Raw genomic sequence first — 20,078 nt, forward strand, 5'->3', positions numbered from 1 at the left:
GGGGGCAGCCGGGCACGCACCCGCCGGGCCGCCGTCAGCTTGCTGGCGGTGGCCCGGTGCTCTCCCGGACCACCAGTTCGGTCACCAGGTCGATGCGGCTGGTCGGCGGGTCCACCCCGCGGGCCAGGTCCAGCAGCATCCGGGTCGCGGTGCTGGCCATGTCCTCCAGCGGCTGGTTCACGGTGGTGAGGGCCGGGCCGGTCCAGGCCGACACCGGGATGTTGTCGTAGCCGACCACCGACAGGTCCCGGGGGATCTCGATGCCGAGCCGGCGGGCCGCCTGCAACACCCCCAGTGCCTGCATGTCCGACCCGGCGAAGATCGCGGTCGGCCGGTCCGGCCGGCTGAGCAGCCGCAACCCGTGCTCGTAACCCGCGTTCACGTAGAAGTTCCCATACCGCACCAGGTCCGGATCGACCGGAACCGCCGCCTCGTCGTGCGCGAACCGGAAACCCGCCACCCGCGCCCGGCTGCACAACACGTCCTCCGGACCGGAGATGATCGCTATCCGGCGGTGGCCCAGGTCCAACAGGTGCCGGGCGGCCAGCAGGCCGCCGTTCCAGTTGTTCGAACCGACGGTCGGTACCGACGCGGCGGTCGCGCTGTCGGTGTCGATCACCACAACGGGAATCCGCTGCCGCTGCAGCCGGAGCCGCTGGGTCTGGGTGAGATTGGCCAGCACCAGCAGCACCCCGAGGGGGCGGCGGGTGAGCACCGCGTCAAACCACTCCCGTTGCGGCCGGTGCGCGCCGCCGAGCTGGGAGAGCAGCACCCCTATCTTCGCCGGGGCGGCCACGTTCTCGACGCCGCGGATGATCTCCATCGTCCACGCGGAGTTGAACTGGTGGAAGACCAGGTCGAGCTGCTCACCGCCGGGCGCCGCCCGGCGACCACGGCGCCGGTACCGGTGCCGCTCCAGGCTGGCCTCGACCCGGGCCCGGGTGCCGGGGGCGACATCGGAACGCCCGTTGAGGACCTTGGAGACGGTCGTCACCGACACGCCCACCTCACCGGCGATGGTCGCGATAGTCGCGGAGCTGGGCTGATTGCCCGGCGATGGAGCTGCCATCGAACTCTCCCACGTCACGACCGGAAGTTTCGGCGTGATAGTCGAACCAGGACCGCCCGAGACCGATCCGGATAAATTGACGCACTTGCACCACCCCCGGTTGTGGCACCAGGACGATACCCCAGGACAGGCACGGCTTGGCACCCCTTGACACGGGCTGGTCGGCAAGCCTAGGTTCCGCCGTATGTAACGTCGATATTGCGGAAACTTTCGATGGGTACGCCGTCATCCGAGCCACCGCGCTCGCCTACGGTGTTGCCCTTCTTCGATGAAGGGGTGGCATGAGAGGCCATACTCCGGTCGATGCGTCCATCCCGTCAACGGGTACCGGACGATGGCACGATCCGTCCCTGCCGCCGGCCGAGCGGGCGGCCGCGCTGATCCCGCTCATGTCGCTTGAGGAGAAGATCGCCCAGCTCGTCGGGGTCTGGGTCGGCGCCGACGCGACCGGCGGTGACGTCGCCCCCTACCAGTCCGAGATCACCGGCAAGGGGCTGCCCTTCGAGGACCTGATCCGGTCCGGCCTCGGCCAGTTGACCCGGCCGTTCGGGACCGCACCTGTCGATCCCGTCCTCGGCGCCCGGTCGCTGGCCGCCGCCCAGGCGCAGATCGTGGCGACCAGCCGGTTCGGCATCCCGGCCCAGGTCCACGAGGAGTGCCTGACCGGCTTCGCGGCGTACCGGGCGACCGCCTACCCGGCCCCGCTGTGCTGGGGAGCCTCGTTCGACCCGGAGTTGGTCGAGGAGATGGCCAGCCGGATCGGCCGGTCGATGCGGGCGGTGGGCGTACACCAGGGGTTGGCGCCGGTGCTGGACGTGACCCGCGACTACCGGTGGGGGCGGACCGAGGAGACCATCGGTGAGGACCCGTACCTGGTGGGCACGGTCGGCGCCGCGTACGTGCGCGGGCTGGAGCAGGCCGGGGTGGTCGCCACCCTGAAGCACTTCGCCGGCTACTCGGCCTCCCGGGGCGGCCGAAACCTGGCACCGGTGCCGATGGGGCGGCGGGAGCTGACCGACGTCATCCTGCCGCCGTTCGAGATGGCGCTGCGGCTCGGCGGCGCCCGATCGGTGATGAACTCGTACGCCGAGATCGACGGCGTCCCGGTGGCGGCCGACCCGGAGCTGCTGACCGCGCTGCTGCGCGACGAGTGGGGCTTCGACGGCACGGTGGTGTCGGACTACTTCTCGGTCCGGTTCCTGCACACCCTGCACGGGGTCGCCGCCGACGCCGGCCAGGCGGCCGGGATCGCGCTGCGGGCCGGCATCGACGTGGAGCTGCCCGACCCGGACGGGTTCGGCGCCCCGCTCGTCGAAGCGGTTCGCTCCGGCGCGGTCGCCGAGGATCTGGTCGACCGGGCCCTGCTGCGGGTACTCACCCAGAAGGCCGAACTGGGTCTGCTCGACGAGGACTGGCGCGGGCTGCCCGACGGCATCGACGACGTCCGGCTGGACGACGAGACCGGCCGGGACATCGCGCTGCGGCTGGCCCGGCAGTCGATCGTGCTGCTGCGCAACGCCGACAGCGTCCTGCCGCTCGCGACCGGCCGGCGGGTGGCACTCGTCGGCCCGGTCGCCGACGACCCGATGGCGATGCTGGGCTGCTACTCGTTCCCGGCGCACGTCGGCGTCAAGCACCCCGACCAGGGGCTGGGGCTGGAGATCCCGTCGCTGCGGGAATCGCTCGACCGGCTCCTCCCCGACCTTCGGTACGCCGCCGGCTGCCAGATCACCGGCGACGACCGGTCCGGCATCGAGGCGGCCGTCGCCGCCGCCGCCGACAGCGATGTCTGCGTCCTCGCCGTCGGCGACCGGGCCGGGCTGTTCGGCCGGGGCACCTCCGGCGAGGGCTGCGACGCCACCGACCTCCGGCTGCCGGGGGTGCAGCCCGAACTGGTCCGGGCCGTGCTCGCCACCGGCACCCCGGTGGTCCTGGTGCTGCTGGCCGGCCGGCCGTACGCGCTCGGCCCCGAGGTCGAGGGCGCGGCCGGCGTCGTGGCGGCGTTCTTCCCCGGCCAGCTCGGCGGGCAGGCGCTCGCCGAGGTCCTCACCGGCGCCGTCGAACCGTCCGGCCGGCTGCCGGTGAGCGTCCCGGCGGACGCCGGTGGGCTGCCGGCCACCTACCTCGCACCGCCGCTCGGCCGGCGCTCCGACGTCTCCTCGGTCGATCCGACCCCGGCGTTCCCGTTCGGGCACGGGCTCGGCTACACCACGTTCGAGTGGCGCGACGCCGCCATACTCGATCCGGCGGACGCCGGGGTGCTCGATCCGGCGGGCGCCGGGGCCGACGGAGCGGTCGAGTGGCCCGTCGACGGGGCGGTGACCGTCGGGATCACCGTCCACAATGCCGGCTCCCGGCCCGGCACCGAGGTCGTGCAGCTCTACCTGCACGACCCGGTGGCGCAGGTGACCCGGCCGGTGGTCCGGCTGGTCGGCTACGCCCGGGTGCCGCTGGCGGCCGGCGAGTGCGCGCGGGTGAGCTTCCTGGTGCCGGCCGACGTCACCTCGTTCACCGGCCTGCGGGGGCGCCGGATCGTCGAGCCCGGCGACGTGGAGCTGCGGTTCGGCCGCTCCAGCGCGGAAATGGTGGCCGGCCTGCCGCTGCGGTTGGTCGGCACCGAGCGCGAGGTGGGACACCAGCGGGAACTGCTGGCGCCGGCCCGGATCAGCCGCCCGGACCCGGCCACGGCGCCGGGGGTCAGCACGCCGGGGGCCGCGACGCAGGGGGTAGGAGAATGAGCACCAGCACGATGGGCCCGCCACCCGACGTGAAGGTCATCCAGGAGGGCCGGCCCATGGCCGGTAAGCGGCGGTCCCGGCCCGGCCAGCGGAGCTGGCGGCGGGCCCTGCGCCGGGACTGGCAGCTCTACAGCCTCGCGCTGCTGCCGCTGCTGTTCTTCGCGATCTTCCGGTACCTGCCGATGATCGGCAACGTGATCGCCTTCCGCCGGTTCCAGCCGGGCGGCAACATCCTCGGCGAGTACTGGGTCGGGCTGCGCTACGTGCGGCTGTTCCTCGACGATCCGACCTTCTGGTCGGTGTTCGCCAACACGCTCTGGATCGGCACGCTGACCCTGATCGTCTGCTTCCCGCTGCCGATCGTGCTGGCGCTGCTCCTCAACGAGCTGCGCAGCCAGCGGATCAAACGGCTGGTCCAGTCCATCTCCTACCTGCCGCACTTCCTGTCGATCGTGATCGTCGCGGCGATGGTGATGCAGCTGCTCTCGCTGGACGGCACGGTCAACCAGTTCGTCAGCGCGGTCGGCGGGGACCCCATTCCGTTCCTGCAGCGGCCAGAGTGGTTCCGGACCATCTACGTCTCCTCCGAGCTGTGGCAGACCCTCGGCTGGGGGACCATCCTCTACCTGGCGGCCCTCACCACCATCGACGACGACCTCTACGAGGCGTCCCGGATCGACGGGGCCAACCGGTGGCGGCAGACCTGGCACGTCACGCTGCCCGGCATCCGGCCGACGATGGTGACCCTGCTGATCCTCAACATCGGCACCTTCATGGCGGTCGGGTTCGAGAAGATCCTGCTGCTCTACAACCCGCTCACCTATCCGACCGCGGACGTGATCTCCACCTATCTGTTCCGGATCGGTTTCCAGTCCAGCAACTTCAGCTACGCCGCGGCGATCGGGCTGTTCGAGGCGGTGATCGGGTTGATCCTCGTCTTCTCGGCGAACCTGATCGCCCGCCGCACGGTAGGGACGAGCCTGTGGTGACCGTCGACGCGGCCGAACGGCCCACCAAGATCAAGCCCCGCCGGCGCCGCGGCATCCAGCAGACCCGCGGCTACCGGGTGTTCCAGGTGGTCAACGGGATCATCCTGACCATCGTCGTGGTGGTGACGCTCTACCCGTTCGTCAACATCGTGGCCCGCTCGATGAGCGACGAGGCGTACATCATCGCCGGCCAGGTGAACCTCGTACCGCGCGGTTTCACCCTGGAGACGTACGGGTTCCTGATGTCCGACTCGTTGTTCTGGACCAACTACCGCAACACGGTGTTCTACACGGTCACCGCCACCGTCATCTCGATCGTGCTGACCACCTCCTACGCGTACGTGCTGTCGAAGAAGGACCTCAAGGGGCGGAACGCCCTGATCGGTGTCGCGATCTTCACGATGTTCTTCAGCGGCGGCCTGATCCCCAACTACGTCCTGGTCACCAGCCTGGGCCTGAAGAACAGCGTGTGGGCGATCGCGCTGCCCAACGCCATCAACGTGTTCAACCTGCTGGTGATGAAGGCGTTCTTCGAGAGTCTGCCCACCGAGTTGGAGGAGGCCGCCGCCGTCGACGGCCTCAACACGTACGGCATCCTGCTGCGGATCGTGCTGCCGCTGTCGAAGGCCATCGTCGCGACGATGGTGCTCTTCTACGCGGTGGCCTTCTGGAACTCCTGGTTCGCGGCGTTCCTCTACATGGACCGGCAGGAACTGTGGCCGGTCACCGTCTATCTGCGCAACCTGATCGCCGGTGCCACCGGCGCGGAGAACGTCGGCGCGATCACCGAGGCCAACGAGGTACAGGCCGAGGCGACGCTCAAGGCCGTGACGATCGTGCTCACCACCCTGCCGATCCTCCTGGTCTACCCCTTCGTCCAGCGGTACTTCGTGCGGGGCATCATGCTCGGCGCGGTGAAGGGCTGACCAGCGTGCGAACCCCTGCCACCACCCAGTTGAAAGGATCCGCCATGTTCCGCAGATCGTGGCGTCACGCGGCCGCGGCAGCGGCCGTGCTGCTTGCCCTGACCGGGGTCACCGCCTGTGGCGACGACTCCTCCGACAGCGAGGACCTGTCGGAGAACCGGGTCGGCGCGATGGAGAACTACGCCGCCGGCACGCAGTTCAAGGCCACCGAACCGCTCTCCTTCTCCGTCCTCTACAACAACCACCCGAACTACCCGCTCAACGAGGACTGGCTGTTCTGGACGGAGTTGAAGTCCCGGACCAACGTCAGCCTCGAAAAGGTCGCCGTGCCGCTGAGCGACTACAACCAGAAGCGCAGCCTGCTGATCGGTGCCGGCGACGCACCGCTGCTCATCCCGAAGACCTACCCGCCGGACGTGCAGGCGTACGTCGCCTCGGGGGCGATCCTGCCGGTGAGCGACTACCTCGATCTGATGCCGAACCTCAAGGACAAGATCGAGAAGTGGAACATGAAGCCGGAGATCGACACGCTCCGGCAGGAGGACGGCAAGTTCTACCTGCTGCCCGGCATGCACGAGAAGCCCTGGCACGACTACTCGCTGGCGGTCCGCACCGACATCCTCGAAGAGCTGAACCTCGAGATCCCGAAGACCTGGGACGAGGTCTACGAGATGCTCAAGGCGATGAAGGCGGCGTACCCGGACGTCTACCCGTTCTCCGAGCGGTGGAGCCAGCCCAACCCGGCCGGAAACCTGCTCAACCTGCTGGCCGTGTCGTACGGGCTGGAGGGCGCGGGCTGGAACTTCCAGCACGTCACCTGGAACGCGCAGGCGGAGCAGTTCGAGTACACCGGCGCCACCGAGCAGTACAAGCAGATGCTCCAGTACCTGAACAAGCTGGTGTCGGAGAAGCTGCTCGACCCGGAGAGCTTCACCCAGACCGACGACCTGGCCCGGCAGAAGCTCGCCAACGGCAAGTCCTTCGTGATCGGCGCCAACGCGCAGGCCGTGGTGAACGACTACCGGCCCGACCTGGCCGCGACCAACCCGAAGGCGACGATCGCCAAGATCCCGCTGCCGATCGGTCCGGCCGGCGAGATCAACCCGGCCAGCCGGCTGGAGAACGGCATGATGATCTCATCGAAGGCCCGCGACAGCGAGAACTTCGTGGCCATGATGCAGTTCGTCGACTGGCTCTGGTACTCCGACGCGGGCCAGGAGTTCGCCAAGTGGGGCGTCGAGGGCACCACCTTCGTCAAGGACGCCTCCGGCAAGCACACCCTCGCGCCGGAGGTCGACGTCATCGGCCTGAACCCGGGCGCGCCCAAGCACCTGCAGAAGGACTTCGGCTTCTACAACGGCGTCTTCGCCTACGGCGGCAAGCCCGAGCTGGTGCAGGCGTTCTTCTCCGAGGAGGAGCAGGAGTTCCAGCAGGTGATGAACGCCCGTCCGGCGAAGGCGGTGCCGCCGCCGTACCCGCTCAGCGACGAGGAACGCGAGCAGGTGTCGCTCTGGGCGACCCCGCTCAAGGACCACGTCTACCAGGCCACCCTGCAGTTCGCCCTCGGCCAGCGGGACTTCGCCGAGTGGGACGCCTACGTGGCGGAGCTGAAGTCCAAGAACATGGACTCCTACCTGGAGACGGTCAACGAGGCGTACAAGCGCTACCAGGAAAAGAACGGCTGATCCACGATGGCCGGGCCCGGTCGCGTTCACGCGGCCGGGCCCGGCCATCACCCCGAGCACCCTGAGGCGGGACATGCGCATCACCGTTGCGGACCGGCCCGTCGGGCGGCTGGGCGACGCGTGGCGCTTCGCCGTCGGGACCGGCCGGTTCGACCTGGCCCTGCGGCGCGACTACCAGGACTCGCTGGCCCTGGTCCAGCGGGAGATCGGCTTCCGGCACATCCGCGGCCACGGCCTGCTCAGCGACGGGGTCGGCGTCCACCAACCCTACGAGTACGCCGGCCAGCGCCGGGTCCGGCACTCGTTCACCTACCTCGACCAGGTCGTCGACGCGTACCTGGAGCTGGGCATCGCACCCTTCGTCGAGCTGGGCTTCATGCCGTCCGGCCTGGCCTCCGGCGACCAGACGGTGTTCTGGTGGCGGGGAAACGTCACCCCGCCCCGGTCGGAGCCCGAGTGGGCGGAGCTGGTCCGGGCCACCGTCGGGCACCTGGTCGACCGGTACGGCGTCGAGAACGTGCGCGGCTGGCCGATCGAGGTGTGGAACGAACCCAACCTCAAACAGTTCTGGGTCGGCGCCGACCGGGACGCCTACCACCGGCTCTACGAGGTGACCGCGCACGCGGTCAAGGAGGTCGACGCCGAGCTGCGGGTCGGCGGACCGGCGATCTCCCCCGGCTCCGACGCCGACGACTGGCTGCGCGCCTTCGCCGAGTTCGTCACCGACCGGTCGGTGCCGGTCGACTTCGTCAGCCGGCACGCCTACAGCGCCGGGCCCGCGCGGCACCTGCCGTTCGGGGTGCGCCAGACGCTGGCCCCGGCGGCGGCGCTGCTGGACCAGTTCGCCCAGCCCCGCCGGGCGCTGCGCGACACCGCGCTGGCCGGCCTGCCGGTACACATCACCGAGTTCAACTCCTCCTACCGGCCGGACAACCCGATCCACGACACCGCCTTCCACGCCGCGTACCTGGCGCCCGTGCTGGCCGCCGGCGGCGACCTGGTCGACTCGTTCGCGTACTGGACGTTCTGCGACGTGTTCGAGGAGGTGGGGATACCGACCTCGCCGCTGCACGGCGGCTTCGGCCTGCTCACCCACCGGCAGCTCAAGAAACCCACCTACCACCTGTACGCCTTCCTCGCCCGGATGGGCGACCAGGTGCTGGCCCGCGGCGCGGACCACCTGGTCACCCGGGACACCGACGGCCGGGTGACGGTGCTGGCCTGGGCTCCGGTCGACCACACCGGCACGACCCCGCCGGTCGACGGGCACCAGATCCGGCTGTCGATCCCCCTCGGGGCCGCGCCGGCGACCGGGTCGGCGTATCTGCGGCGTAGTTCGGTGAGCGAGGAAGCGGGCAACGTCTTCACCGCGTGGGGCGAGATGGGTCGGCCCCACTCCCCTCGGCCTTCACAGCTCGACGCGTTGCGCGAGGCTGCCGAGCCGACCCGCAGTCACCAGGCGCTGCCGGTCGTCGCGGGGCGGGTGGCGCTGGACCTGACGCTGGCCCGGCACGAGGTGACCCTGGTCGAGCTGACGGCGGTGACGGACGAGACCCCGCCGTGGTGGGATGAGGGCCGACTCCTCGGCCAGCCGGCCGACCGGCCGGGCTCCCCGGCCGGGACCGGCCCCGAGGACCGGGCCGGCGGTAGGGACCAGTCCGGCGGTGAGGACCGGGAATGAGGGGATCCGTGCGGGCACCCGCTGACTTCGGGACCGGGCCGCTGTCCCGGGCCGCGGCGCTGATCTACACCCTGCTGGTGGTGGAGCTGCTGCTGCTGGCGACCAGCCTGCCGGGGCTGGTGGCGCTCATGCTGCTGGATCGCGACGCCAGCAACCTGCCGCTCTACGCGCTCTGCACCGTCCCGCTCGGCCCGGCCGCCGCCGCCGCGGTGTACGCGCTGCACCACCGGCGGTCCGACCTGACCGACCTGGGACCGGCGGCCCAGTTCTGGCGCGGCTACCGGCTCAACGTCGGACCCGTCCTGCGGCTCTGGGTGCCGCTGCTGGCCTGGCTGACCGTCGTCGGGATCAGCCTGGCGAACTTCGACGCCGCCGGGGTCCCGGCCTGGTGGGCGGCGCTGCTGGTCGGGATCGCGGTCGGGGCCACCCTCTGGGGGATCAACGCGCTGGTGATCACCGCGCTCTTCGCGTTCCGGACCCGGGACGTCGCCCGGCTCGCGCTGCACCTGCTCGGCGCCGTGCCGGTCGTCCCGCTCGGCACCGCCGGCCTGCTGGCCGCCGCGGCCGGGCTCACGGTGTACGCCACCGAGGTCATCCCGGCGCTGCTGGGATCGGTCTTCCTCCTGCTGCTGGTCGGGGTCTGCCAGCCCATGATCGACAAGGTGCGCGCGGAGTTCACCGAATGAGCCTGCCCACCGCCTCGAAGGTGCTCTTCGGCGGCGACTACAACCCGGAGCAGTGGCCGGAACAGGTGTGGGAGGAGGACTACCGGCTCTTCGACGCCGCCCGGATCGACACCGTCACCCTCGGCGTCTTCGACTGGGCGCTCACCCAACCCGCCGAGAACGTCTACGACTTCACGCTGCTGGACCGGATCGTCGACCGGGCCGAAGCCGAAGGCCGCAACATCTGCCTGGCGACCGGTACCGGTGCGCATCCGCCGTGGCTGGCCCGGGCGTACCCGCAGGTCTGCCGCACCGACTTCGAGGGGCGCCGGCACCGGTTCGGGCAGCGGCACAACTCCTGCCCCAGCTCGCCGGTGTTCCGGCGGCTCTCGGCCGAGCTGGCCCGCCGGGTCGCCCGCCGGTACGCCGGCCGCCCGGCGGTGGTCGCCTGGCACGTCGGCAACGAGTACGGCGGGGCCTGCTACTGCGAGCTGTGCGGCACCGCGTTCCGCGGCTGGCTGCGGGACCGGTACGGCAGCCTGGCCGCGCTCAACACCGCCTGGTACACCACCTTCTGGGCGCACACCTTCACCGACTGGGGCGAGATCGAGCCGCCGTCCGCGCTGACCGAGCACTGGCGCGGGCCGGACCACACCGCCTTCCCGGGCATCACCCTGGACTACCTGCGCTTCATGTCCGACGCGATGCTCGCCAACTTCCGGGACGAGAAGGCGGCGATCCGCGAGTCCAGCCCGGACCTGCCGGTGACCACCAACTTCATGGGCATGTACCGGCCGATCGACTACCACCGGTGGGCGCCGCACCTGGACTTCGCGTCCTGGGACAACTATCCGCCCGACGACACCTCGCAGGCCCGGATGGCGTTCACCCACGACCTGATGCGCGGCCTCAAGGACGGAGCGCCGTTCTGGCTGATGGAGCAGACCCCGAGCGTCACCGCCTGCCGCGACGTGAACCCGTTGAAGCGGCCCGGGCTGCTGCGGCTGTGGAGCTGGCAGGCCGTCGCGCACGGCGCGGACGCGGTGCTCTTCTTCCAACTCCGGGCCTCGCGGGGAGCCTCCGAGAAGTACCACGGCGCGGTGATCGGACACGCCGGCCGGCAGGACACCCGGGTGTTCCGGGAGGTGGCGGAGCTGGGCGCCGAGTTCGACCGGCTCGGCGACGCCGTGCTGGGGGCGCGCACCCCGGCCCGGGTGGCGCTGCTGTTCGACTGGGACTCCTGGTGGGCGCTGGACATCTCCGACGGGCCGTCCCGGCTGGTCCGCTACCAGCAGGTCGTGCTCGGCTACCACCGGGCGCTCTGGGACGCCGGGGTGGATCTCGACGTGGTCGCGGTGACCGCCGACCTGTCGGGGTACGACGTGGTGCTGGCGCCGGCCCTGCACATGATCAAAGGTGATGTCGCGGAGCGGCTGGCGGCGGTCGCCCGGCGCGGCGGATCGGTGCTCACCACCTTCCTGTCCGGCCGGGTCGACGAGAACGACAACGCCTTCCTGACCGACGTACCCGGCCCGCTCGGGCCGCTGATGGGGGTCCGGATCGACGAGTGGGACGCCCGCGGGCCGGAGGTGGTCAACCCGGTCCGGCTCCGGTCCGGCGACCACCGGCTGGAGGTCGAATCGCGGCTGATCTTCGAGCTGGTCATCCCGACCAGCGCGGAGGTCATCGGCAGCTACCTGGCCGACTTCTACGCCGGCACCCCGGCGGTCACCCGCAACGCGTTCGGCGCCGGGCACGGCTGGTACGTAGCCGCCGGGCTGGACCAGGCCGGTGTCTCCTGGGTGGTCCGCCGGGTGCTGGAGCGGCATCAGCTGCTCGGGCCGTACCCCGACGTGCCCGACCTGGAGACGGCCGTGCGGGTCGGTCCGGACGGCGACCGGTTGCACTTCCTGCTCAACCACCGGGACGAGGCGGTCGAGGTGGCGGCCAGCGTCGACGGGCTGGACCTGCTCACCGGCGACCGGATCGAGGCCGGTCGGCGGCTCTGCCTCGACCCGTACGCGGTGCTGGTGATCCGTGCGGACCCGACCGGCTGACGTATCTTTGGGCTCCTGACCCCGCCCCCAGCAGCAAGGTCCCGCGATGCTGACCAGCCGGACGACGCCGGAGTCCCGGCGTGCCCCGGAGGAGATCCGCCGGCACCACCTCGGCGCCCTGCTGCGCCACCTGCATCTGAGCGGACCGCTGTCCCGGGCCAAGCTGGCCGAACGGATGGGTCTGAACCGCAGCACCATCCTGGCGCTGACCGCCGAGCTCACCGCGGCCGGGCTGGTCCGCGAGGAGCGGCCCCGGGAGACCGGCCGGGCCGGCCGGCCGTCACTGGTGGTCCGGCCGGAGCCCGACCGGTGGTACGTGCTCGCCTTCGACGTCGCCGTGGACCGGGTGGTCGCGGCCCGGGTCGCGCTGGGTGGTGCGATCCTGGACCGCCGGGAGGCGGTCCGCCCCCGAGCCGGCGTCGACCTGGAGACCGTGGTCGGGGTGCTCGCCGGATTCGGCCGGGAACTGCGCCGGGCGGCCGACCCGCAGGCCCGCTGCGTCGGGACCGCGGCCTCGTACTGCGGGATGATCAGGCCGGGCGACGGGATGGTGCGGTACGGCCCGGACCTGGGCTGGGTGGACCAGGCGTTCGGCGCGGAGCTGGGCCGCCAGCTCGGCCTCGGGCTGCCGGTGCCGGTCGGCAACGAGGCCCACCTGGGCGCCCTGGCCGAACAGCAGCGCGGCGCCGGGACCGGCTTCCAGAACCTGATCTACCTGCACGGGGACGTCGGGGTGGGCGGCGGGATCATCGTCGGCGGCGGGTTGCTCGGCGGCGACGGCGGGTACGGCTGCGAGGTCGGCCACATGGTGATCAACCCGTACGACGGCCGGCCCTGTCTCTGCGGCTCGCGAGGCTGTCTGGAGGCCGAGGTCGGCGAGCGGGCGCTGCTGGACACCGCCGGCCGGCCGGCCGACCTGATCGGCCACGACGCCGTCCGGGAGGTGGTGACGGCGGCGGAGAACGGCGAGCCGGCGGCCCGGGAGGCGGTGGCGCGGATCGGCGACTGGCTGGGCATCGGGGTGGCCAACCTGATCAACCTCTTCAACCCCGGCGTGGTGATCTTCGGCGGCATGCTGCGGGACGTCTACCGCGGCTCGGCGGCTCAGGTCCGCGCCCGGATCGCCACGAACGTGCTCCCGGTCTCCCGGGAACGGGTGCAGCTGCGCACCGCGGCGCTCGGCTACGACGCCACCCTGGTCGGCGCCGCCGAACTCGGCTTCGCCGACCTGCTCGCCGACCCGCTGGCGGTGGCGGCCCGGTAGCCGGTCAGTGGATGTGCCGGCCGTGCGCGTCGGGCACCCCGGACTTGCGGAAGAAGTAGGTGTTGATCTGGTCGCACCACTCCTGCGCGGAGCGCAGCTGCTCGTCGAGGCGGTCCCGGACCCGGGCGTCCAGGTCCGGGTCGACAAGTCCGGTCAGCCGCTGCCACGCCGACCGCATCCGCGCCACCCGCTCGACCCCGTCGAAGTGACTGTCGTAGATGTGCTGGATCACCGTCGTCCCGCCGACCAGCCGGTGCCCGTAGGGCACGTGGTGGAAGAAGAGCAGTAGTTCGTCCGGGCACCGGTCCCGGGACTCGTAGACGTCCCGCCACGGCGCCGGGTACTGGCCGGTGAAACCGGTGCCGGTGGCCCGGGTGCGGTCCACCCCGACGCCGTCCCGGTCGGCGAAGTGGTAGGTGCCCCACGAGGTGTACTCGTACCCGTCGACGTCCGGGCCGTAGTGGTGGCCGGGCCGGACCATGAAGCCCACGCCCAGCGGCGCGGTGTAGCTCTCGTAGGTGCGCCACGAGTCGGTCATGATCTCGCGCAGGGTGTCCCGGAGCAGTCCGGGGTCGGCGGTGGCTGCCGGGTCGAAGGTCAACCCGATCCACTCGTCGAGCAGGGCGACCGGGTCCGAATCGGGCGCCCAGGCGAGGCGGCCGAAGGCGTACAGGTTGGCCTGGGCCAGTGGATGCCCGGTCCAGAACGGGTCGTCGCCCACGTTGGAGACCGCCACCAGACCGGCTCCGGGGGCCGTTCGCCGGCCGGCCGAGCGGTCCGGCTCCTCGGCGGCCAGCTCCGCCACCGTCGGCCCGTCCGCACCCCACGGCCGGAAGCCGAGCAGCTCGCTCCACATCGGAGCCAGATAGCAGACGTGCCGCTGCTGGCCGGTGTACTCCTGGGTGACCTGCAACTCCACCGCCAACCGGGTGGCCGGCATCGCGGCGATCACCGGGGAGACCGGCTCCCGGGTCTGGAAGTCCATCGGGCCGTGCTTGACCTGCAGGATGGCGTTGTCCCGGAACTGCCCGTCGAGCGGGGCGAAGTGGTCGTACGCGGCCCGCGCCCGGTCGGTGCCGCGGTCCCGCCAGTCCTGCCGGTGGTTGTAGACGAAGGCCCGCCAGTGCACCACCCCGCCGTGCGGGGCCAGCGCGTCGGCCAGCAGGTTCGCCCCGTCGGCGTGGCTGCGCCCGTACCCGAAGGGGCCGGGCTGCCCCTCGGAGTCGGCCTTGACGACGTACCCGCCGAAGTCCGGGATGGTTTCGTAGACCCGGGCGGTGGTGGCGGTCCACCAGGCCCGTACCTCGGGGTCGACCGGATCGGCGGTGGGCAGGCCGCCCAGGGTCATCGGCGCCGCGAAGCTGACCGCCAGGTGCACCCGGATGCCGTACGGGCGGAGGGTGTCGGCGATCTCGGCGACGTCACCGAGCCGGTCGGTGAGCAGCCGCGCCTCGGTGCCGTGCACGTTCACGTTGTTCACCGCGACCGCGTTCAGGCCGCCGGCGGCCAGCAGCCGGCCGTAGGCCCGGATCAGCTCCCGGTCGCCGCGCGGGGCGCCGGCCCGCCAGAAGATCGACCCGCCGGCGTAGCCGCGCTCGACCTGCCCCATCACCGGATGCACATCGACGTTGTCCCAGTGGTCGAGCATCCGAATCCCGCTCGCCGGGCGGTGCACCTCGACCGGCCGGGCCGGGCCGAACGCCGACTCGCCGAGCCGGACCACCTGGAACAGCCCGTACAGCAGCCCGGTCGGCCGCTCGGCCAGCACCACCGTCGTCCCGTCGCGCCGGGCCAGCGCGAACCCCTCGGCACCGAGCGGTCCGGCCGCGGCGGCGCGACGCAGCTCGGCCAGCGCCGCTGCCGCCGGTAGCGGCGCATCGACAAGCGCCAACACCAGGTCGTACGGCTCGTCGCCGCCGTCCGGTGGCGCCGCGTCACCCGCCGCTCGGCGCAGTACGCCGCCGTGTTCGGCGCAGGCCCGCACGAGTTCGTCCGACACCGTGTCGAGGAGCGGACCGGCGGTGGCGGGCGGACCGGCGGTGGCGAGCAGGCAGCGGCGGGAGCCGAGAGGGCGCCACGCGGTCGGCGGCAACCAGGCGGGGTGGCGGGCGGCGGTCACCGGTCCACCCTACGAGCCTGGCCGGATCCCCAGCGGCCCGCACCGCGTGATCACGAAGGGTCAGCACCGCGGGACGGCACGAGATCTTCGTGCCGTCCCGCGGTGGGTTCGGGCTAGTGGCAGAGCGCGGTGTCGAGGGCCTGCTCCAGGTCCTCGACCTGGTCGGGGGTGGACGGAAGCTGGGTGACCGCGACGGTGGCGGCCCGGCCGTCGGGGGTGGCGCCGTTCACCGTCGTGTAGCCGGGCGCGTTGCCACCGTGCGACCAGGCGAACCCGCCGCAGCTGAGCTTGAAGGTGGCCAGCCCGAGCCCGTAGCGCGAGCCGCCGACGGTGTCGAACCCGGGTGCGTCCACTGTGGTCTGCATCTGCCGGAGCTGGGCCGGCCCGAGCAGCCGCCCGGCCAGCAGCGCGGTCAGGAACCGGTTCACGTCGCCCGGCGTGCTGACCAGCGCTCCGGCGGCCCAGGCCATCGACGGCTCCTGCTCGGTCACGTCGATCAGCTCGCCGGTGGCCGACTCGAAGAAGCCGCGCGGATGCGGCCCGTGGATCCGCTGGTCGCCCAGGGCCGGCCAGTAGGTGTGGCGCAGCCCGACCCGGTCGATGATCCGCCGGGTGATCTCCTCCCCGAGCGGGCGGCCGGTGACCCGCTGGACGAGCAGACCGGCCACGATGTAGTTGGTGTTGCTGTAGCCGAAGCTGCCGGCGGCGGTGGTGGGCTCGGCGGCGAGCCCGGCGTCGACCAGCTCCCTCGGCTCCCGGTAGGTGTGCCGGACGGCGGGGTAGTTCGCCGCGAAGTTGCCGTCGACCAGCGGCAGGACGTAGTCGGGCAGGCCGCTGGTGTGCTGCAGCAGCTGCCGTACGGTGATTTCGTCGCCAGCCGAACCGAAGCCGGTCAGCAGCCCTGGCAGGTACGCCTCGACCGGCTCGTCGAGTTCCACCCGGCCCTCCCCCACCAGCTGCAGGACCACGGTGGCGACGAACATCTTGGTGTTGCTGGCGATGCGGACCCGCCCGTCGACCGGCACCGGGGCGCCGGTGCGGCGATCGGCCACCCCGGCGGTGTAGTGCCGGTTCCGCCCGTCGCGGCCGGTAACCGCCGCGAGCGCGCCGACGAAACCGTCCGTGCCAACCAGTCCGTCCAGGGCCCGCTGCACGGCCCGGTCGGTCGGACGCCCGGTCCCGGCGGCGGCGGGGGCGACCAGGACGCCGGCCAATGCGAGGCAGACCGCTACCGTGAGCGCGGCCAGCGCCGGCGCCCACCGGCGCGCGGCCGGCCGGTCGCCGGCCGGTGCGAAGTGGACATGGTGCTCGGACATCGGATTCTCCCTGCTGGTCGGGGTACGACTGACAGGGATCAGCATTCCGAGTTACGGGTCCGACCTCGATCCCGCGCGCTGGAGGAATCCGGTGCCGCCTACGGCATTGCCGGCCCGCCGGTCACCGGCTAACATCCCGGGCCGCCGGCGGTCAGTCGATCTCGGCATGCCGCCGCCGCAGGGTGTCGAGAAGGGCGGCGCCGTGTTCGGCGTCGTCGGCGCTGACGGCGAACTCGGCGCCGGAACGGCGACGGATCACCAGGCAGGCCCCGGAACGGACCATCAGGGTGGTGTTCCCACCCGGTAGACCACGATATCCCCAACCACCGACCTGGGCCGGAGCCCGCCGCTCGGACCACCCGGCCACGATGTCGCGCAGTGGGAAATGCCGTCGCGGCCAGGCCCATGGGCCGTAGCCGATGGTGAGCCCGCGCCGGTCAACCTCGACCCGGACGCTGGCGACCAGGGCCCCGGCGACGGCGACGACCGCCAACGGCACCGCGACCGCCGGCAGCCACCAGCGCGGCAACGCCACCCACGAGGCCGCCGCCATGACGACCGCGGCCGACAGCAGCAGGGCTCCGGCCAGCACGAGGTAGCGGTTGGTGACCCGGGAGACCCACACGGTGTGCTCGTCGGCGGCCAGCGGCAGTGGTCCGGGTTCGCTTGGCGGCTGCGCCGGGTCGGTGTGTGGACCCCGGCGAGCCAGCACTGCGGCCAGAGCGCCCACGGCCAGGGCCAGAGCGAACACGATGGCCACCTGGCCGGGCCCGATCGACCGGGCGTCACGCCAGGTCGCCCGGTCCAGGTTCGCGCCGATGGTGGTCACCGCCAACCCGAGAAGGAAGATCCCGGTGCCGGCCAGCATGCCTGCCAGGCCGGACCGGTAGGCGCGATGCGTCAGCATCCCGCCGCGGGACAGGATTGCCAGTTGCAGGGCCGCGACGGTGCCCCACAACCCGACGAACGCCAACAGAGCAGGGCCGAACGGCATCCGACCGTCTGGCACCCCACCCGGCCCCCAGTGCGTCGCCAGCGGGTCCGGCATCCGGTCCTGCGCCGCCAGCATGGCCACGACGACCGACGCCGCCACCAGGCCGACCCAGCCGGCCGCGAGCGCGTACCAGCGGCGTGGATTCGTCATGTCATCTCCTCGATCAGTCTGATGATCTCCGGTGGCGGGTAGCCGGCCCGGTCGGCGTCACGGAGAAAGGAACGCAGCCGCTCCAGGAACGCGGAGTGGCTGTCCATCCCGGCTCGCACGGTGATGCCTCGGCCGCGTCGGAATTCCAGCAGACCCTCGTCGCGCAGATCGCGCACCGCCCGCAGGACGGTGTTCGGGTTGAGATCCAGTACCGCCGCGATGTCCCGGGCCGGTGGCAGCCGGGCACCGGGTGGGTAGTCACCGGCGGCGATGGCACGACGCAGCCCCGACGCCACCTGCTCGTGGAGGGGGCGCCGATCGCGAGGGTCGAGACGAAGCAACATGGTGCTACTTAAATTAGCATCATTATTTCCATCGAGCCGCCGACGGCGTGACCCGAGGAACATGACGCCGGAGGAGTCGTCGCCGGCCCGGCGGAACCGCAACGCGCCGGTCAGGCCCGGCGCCGGGCGTCCTCCAGGTAGCGCAGCACGGCCGTCACCCGCCGGTCGGTCTGGTCGGTGGGTGCCAGATCGAGCTTGGCGAAGATGCTGCGGATGTGCTTGTGCACGGCGCCCTCGGTGACGAAGAGCCGGCCGGCGATGGCGGCGTTGCCCAGCCCCTCGGCCATCAACGCCATCACGTCGCGCTCGCGGGCGCTGAGCCGGTCCAGCCGGGTGTCGGACCGGGTCCGGGCGAAGAGCTGGGCGACCACCTCGGGGTCGATCGCGGTGCCGCCGTCGGCGACCCGGCGCAGCGCGGTCAGAAACTCCTCGACCCGGCCGACCCGCTCCTTGAGCAGGTATCCGAGTCGCCCGCTCCCGGGCGCCAGCAGGTCGGTCGCGAACGCCTGCTCGACGTACGCGCTGAGCACCAGCACGGCCAGGTCGGGTTGCCGCCGCCGGGCCTCGACGGCCGCCCGGATCCCCTCGTCGGTGTGCGTCGGCGGCATCCGGACGTCCACGATCGCGACGTCGGGACGGTGGGTGTCCACGGCGGCCAGGAAGGTCTCCGGGCCGTCGGCCGTCGCCACCACGTCCAGCGACTCGGCGCGCAGCAGCAGCGCCAGTCCCTCCCGCAGCAACGGGTCGTCCTCGGCGATCACGATCCGCACGGCAGGCTCACCTCCACTGTGGTTGGTCCCCCGGCCGGGCTGGCCAGGGTGAAGGTCCCGTCGTGCGCCTCGACCCGGCGGCGGATGCCGGCCAGCCCGGAGCCGCCGCGCTCGTCGGCCCCGCCGACCCCGTCGTCGCGGATCCGCACCAGCAGCCGGTCGTCGGCGCGGCGGACGGTGACGACGGCAGCGCGGGCGGCGCTGTGCCGGGCGATGTTCGTCAACGCCTCGGCCACCGCGAAGTACGCCGTCGCCTCGACCGAGGCCGCGCACCGCCCCGGCAGGTCGGCGTCCACCCGGCACGGCACCGGGCTGGCGGCGGCCAGGCCGGTCAACGCGTCGGGCAGGCTGCGGTCGGTCAACACCGGCGGCAGGATACTGCGGACCACTCCGCGCAGCTCCGCGAGCGCCTGCTCGGCGGCGTCCTGGGCCTGCCCGATGATGGCCGCGGCGGCGTCCGGGTCGCGGACCACCGCCCGGCGGGCCGCGCCGAGCAGCACCGTGACCGCGACGATCCGGTTCTGCGTACCGTCGTGCAGCGAGCGTTCGATCCGGCGCAGCTCGGCGGCGTGCGCGTCGAGCGCGGCGGCCCGGGTCGCGGTGAGCTGGGCCACCCGCAGCACCAGGTCGGCGCCGGCCGGTGGGGCCAGCAGCCGCCGGCCGGGCAGCGCCTGCAGCCGGGCCAGCGTCGGGGTCAGGCCGACTGCCAGCGCCAGCCAGGCCGGGCCGAGCAGCGCGACGCCGAGCGCGCCGGGCAGGCCGTCCACGGCCCAGAGGCCGAGCGAGGCGGTGCCGGCGTCCTCGGCCGGCAGCAGGTGCCACCAGAACGGGAAGGTGAGGTCGCGGACCGCGTTGAGTGGCAGGGTGAGGCCGATCAGGGCCAGCAGCATCCCGAAGCCGGCGTGGGTGACCAGCCAGGCCGCCTCCCGCCGGGTGGCCCGGTCGGCGACCGCCCGGCGCAGGCTCGGCTGCGCGGCACCCGGGCCGATGATCTCCGGACCCCAGCGGGAGAGCCGGGCGCGTTCCCGGTCGGCGACCGCCCGCAGCGCCGACAGCGCCGACGGGACCAGCAGCAGCCCCACCCCGACCAGGCTGGTCAGCGCGGTGACGAGCAGCCAGGCCAGGGCGAGCAGCGCCAGCACGGCGGTGCCGAGCCCGCCGACGAGGTGTTCGAGGGCGTCCAGGGTGCCGTGCACCCACGCCACGACTCCCCGGCGGTCGGGCGCGGTGAAGCGACGGGTCGGCATGCGTACCTCCATAGACCCAGCGACCTCCATGACCCAGCGACCATAGGCGACCGGGCGGCCCACC

Annotated in this window: 15 protein-coding genes; 8 read left to right on the forward strand and 7 right to left on the reverse strand. The window is 72.2% G+C overall.

Going from position 1 to position 20,078, the window contains the following annotated elements; translation table 11 throughout:
• Positions 1-34: 34 nt before the first annotated feature.
• The gene (locus O7627_RS26215; protein ID WP_278096130.1) at positions 35-1,069 is read right to left on the reverse strand and encodes a LacI family DNA-binding transcriptional regulator; all 1,035 of its coding nucleotides are present in this window, start codon (positions 1,067-1,069) and stop codon (positions 35-37) included.
• 389 nt (positions 1,070-1,458) lie between these two features.
• On the opposite strand from O7627_RS26215, the gene O7627_RS26220 reads away from it, so the two are divergent.
• The 8 genes from O7627_RS26220 (at position 1,459) to O7627_RS26255 (ending at position 13,074) form a co-directional block, all read left to right on the forward strand.
• Positions 1,459-3,807, forward strand: a complete 2,349-nt coding sequence (locus O7627_RS26220) for a glycoside hydrolase family 3 N-terminal domain-containing protein (RefSeq protein WP_278096131.1) — start codon at positions 1,459-1,461, stop codon at positions 3,805-3,807.
• Complete coding sequence (locus O7627_RS26225; RefSeq protein WP_278096132.1) at positions 3,804-4,796, forward strand: ABC transporter permease subunit; 993 nt, start codon at positions 3,804-3,806, stop codon at positions 4,794-4,796. Before O7627_RS26220 ends, O7627_RS26225 begins: the two co-directional genes overlap by 4 nt.
• Positions 4,793-5,722, forward strand: coding sequence for a carbohydrate ABC transporter permease (locus O7627_RS26230; protein ID WP_278096133.1), 930 nt, complete (start codon positions 4,793-4,795; stop codon positions 5,720-5,722). The genes O7627_RS26225 and O7627_RS26230 overlap by 4 nt, the downstream gene beginning before the upstream one ends.
• Positions 5,723-5,766: 44 nt before the next feature.
• Positions 5,767-7,407 carry an extracellular solute-binding protein gene (locus O7627_RS26235; protein ID WP_278096134.1) on the forward strand — a complete coding sequence of 547 codons (1,641 nt, stop codon included), beginning with the start codon at positions 5,767-5,769 and terminating at the stop codon, positions 7,405-7,407.
• Positions 7,408-7,480: 73 nt separating this feature from the next.
• On the forward strand, positions 7,481-9,088 hold the full coding sequence (locus O7627_RS26240) for a xylan 1,4-beta-xylosidase (protein ID WP_278096135.1): 1,608 nt from the start codon (positions 7,481-7,483) through the stop codon (positions 9,086-9,088).
• Positions 9,089-9,096: 8 nt separating this feature from the next.
• Positions 9,097-9,774: a hypothetical protein gene (locus O7627_RS26245; protein ID WP_278096136.1), complete on the forward strand. Its 678-nt coding sequence runs from the start codon at positions 9,097-9,099 to the stop codon at positions 9,772-9,774.
• Positions 9,771-11,810: a beta-galactosidase gene (locus tag O7627_RS26250; RefSeq protein WP_278096137.1), complete on the forward strand. Its 2,040-nt coding sequence runs from the start codon at positions 9,771-9,773 to the stop codon at positions 11,808-11,810. The genes O7627_RS26245 and O7627_RS26250 overlap by 4 nt, the downstream gene beginning before the upstream one ends.
• Before the next feature lie 46 nt (positions 11,811-11,856).
• The gene (locus tag O7627_RS26255; protein ID WP_278096138.1) at positions 11,857-13,074 is read left to right on the forward strand and encodes an ROK family transcriptional regulator; all 1,218 of its coding nucleotides are present in this window, start codon (positions 11,857-11,859) and stop codon (positions 13,072-13,074) included.
• Between the two features lie 4 nt (positions 13,075-13,078).
• On the opposite strand, the gene O7627_RS26260 is transcribed toward O7627_RS26255, so the two are convergent.
• The 6 genes from O7627_RS26260 to O7627_RS26285 form a co-directional block, all read right to left on the reverse strand.
• A complete protein-coding gene (locus O7627_RS26260; protein ID WP_278096139.1) occupies positions 13,079-15,193 on the reverse strand; it encodes an alpha-glucuronidase in 2,115 nt (704 codons plus the stop codon).
• A gap of 113 nt (positions 15,194-15,306) precedes the next feature.
• On the reverse strand, positions 15,307-16,509 hold the full coding sequence (locus O7627_RS26265) for a serine hydrolase domain-containing protein (protein WP_278096140.1): 1,203 nt from the start codon (positions 16,507-16,509) through the stop codon (positions 15,307-15,309).
• 151 nt (positions 16,510-16,660) lie between these two features.
• Positions 16,661-17,653, reverse strand: coding sequence for a DUF1648 domain-containing protein (locus tag O7627_RS26270; RefSeq protein WP_278096141.1), 993 nt, complete (start codon positions 17,651-17,653; stop codon positions 16,661-16,663).
• Complete coding sequence (locus tag O7627_RS26275; RefSeq protein WP_278096142.1) at positions 17,650-17,997, reverse strand: GntR family transcriptional regulator; 348 nt, start codon at positions 17,995-17,997, stop codon at positions 17,650-17,652. The genes O7627_RS26270 and O7627_RS26275 overlap by 4 nt, the downstream gene beginning before the upstream one ends.
• Before the next feature lie 110 nt (positions 17,998-18,107).
• Positions 18,108-18,767, reverse strand: coding sequence for a response regulator transcription factor (locus tag O7627_RS26280; protein ID WP_278096143.1), 660 nt, complete (start codon positions 18,765-18,767; stop codon positions 18,108-18,110).
• Positions 18,755-20,014: a sensor histidine kinase gene (locus O7627_RS26285; protein ID WP_278096144.1), complete on the reverse strand. Its 1,260-nt coding sequence runs from the start codon at positions 20,012-20,014 to the stop codon at positions 18,755-18,757. Before O7627_RS26285 ends, O7627_RS26280 begins: the two co-directional genes overlap by 13 nt.
• Between the last annotated feature and the right edge of the window lie 64 nt (positions 20,015-20,078).

This window comes from Solwaraspora sp. WMMD1047, assembly GCF_029626155.1.
Classification (GTDB): Bacteria; Actinomycetota; Actinomycetes; order Mycobacteriales; family Micromonosporaceae; genus WMMD1047.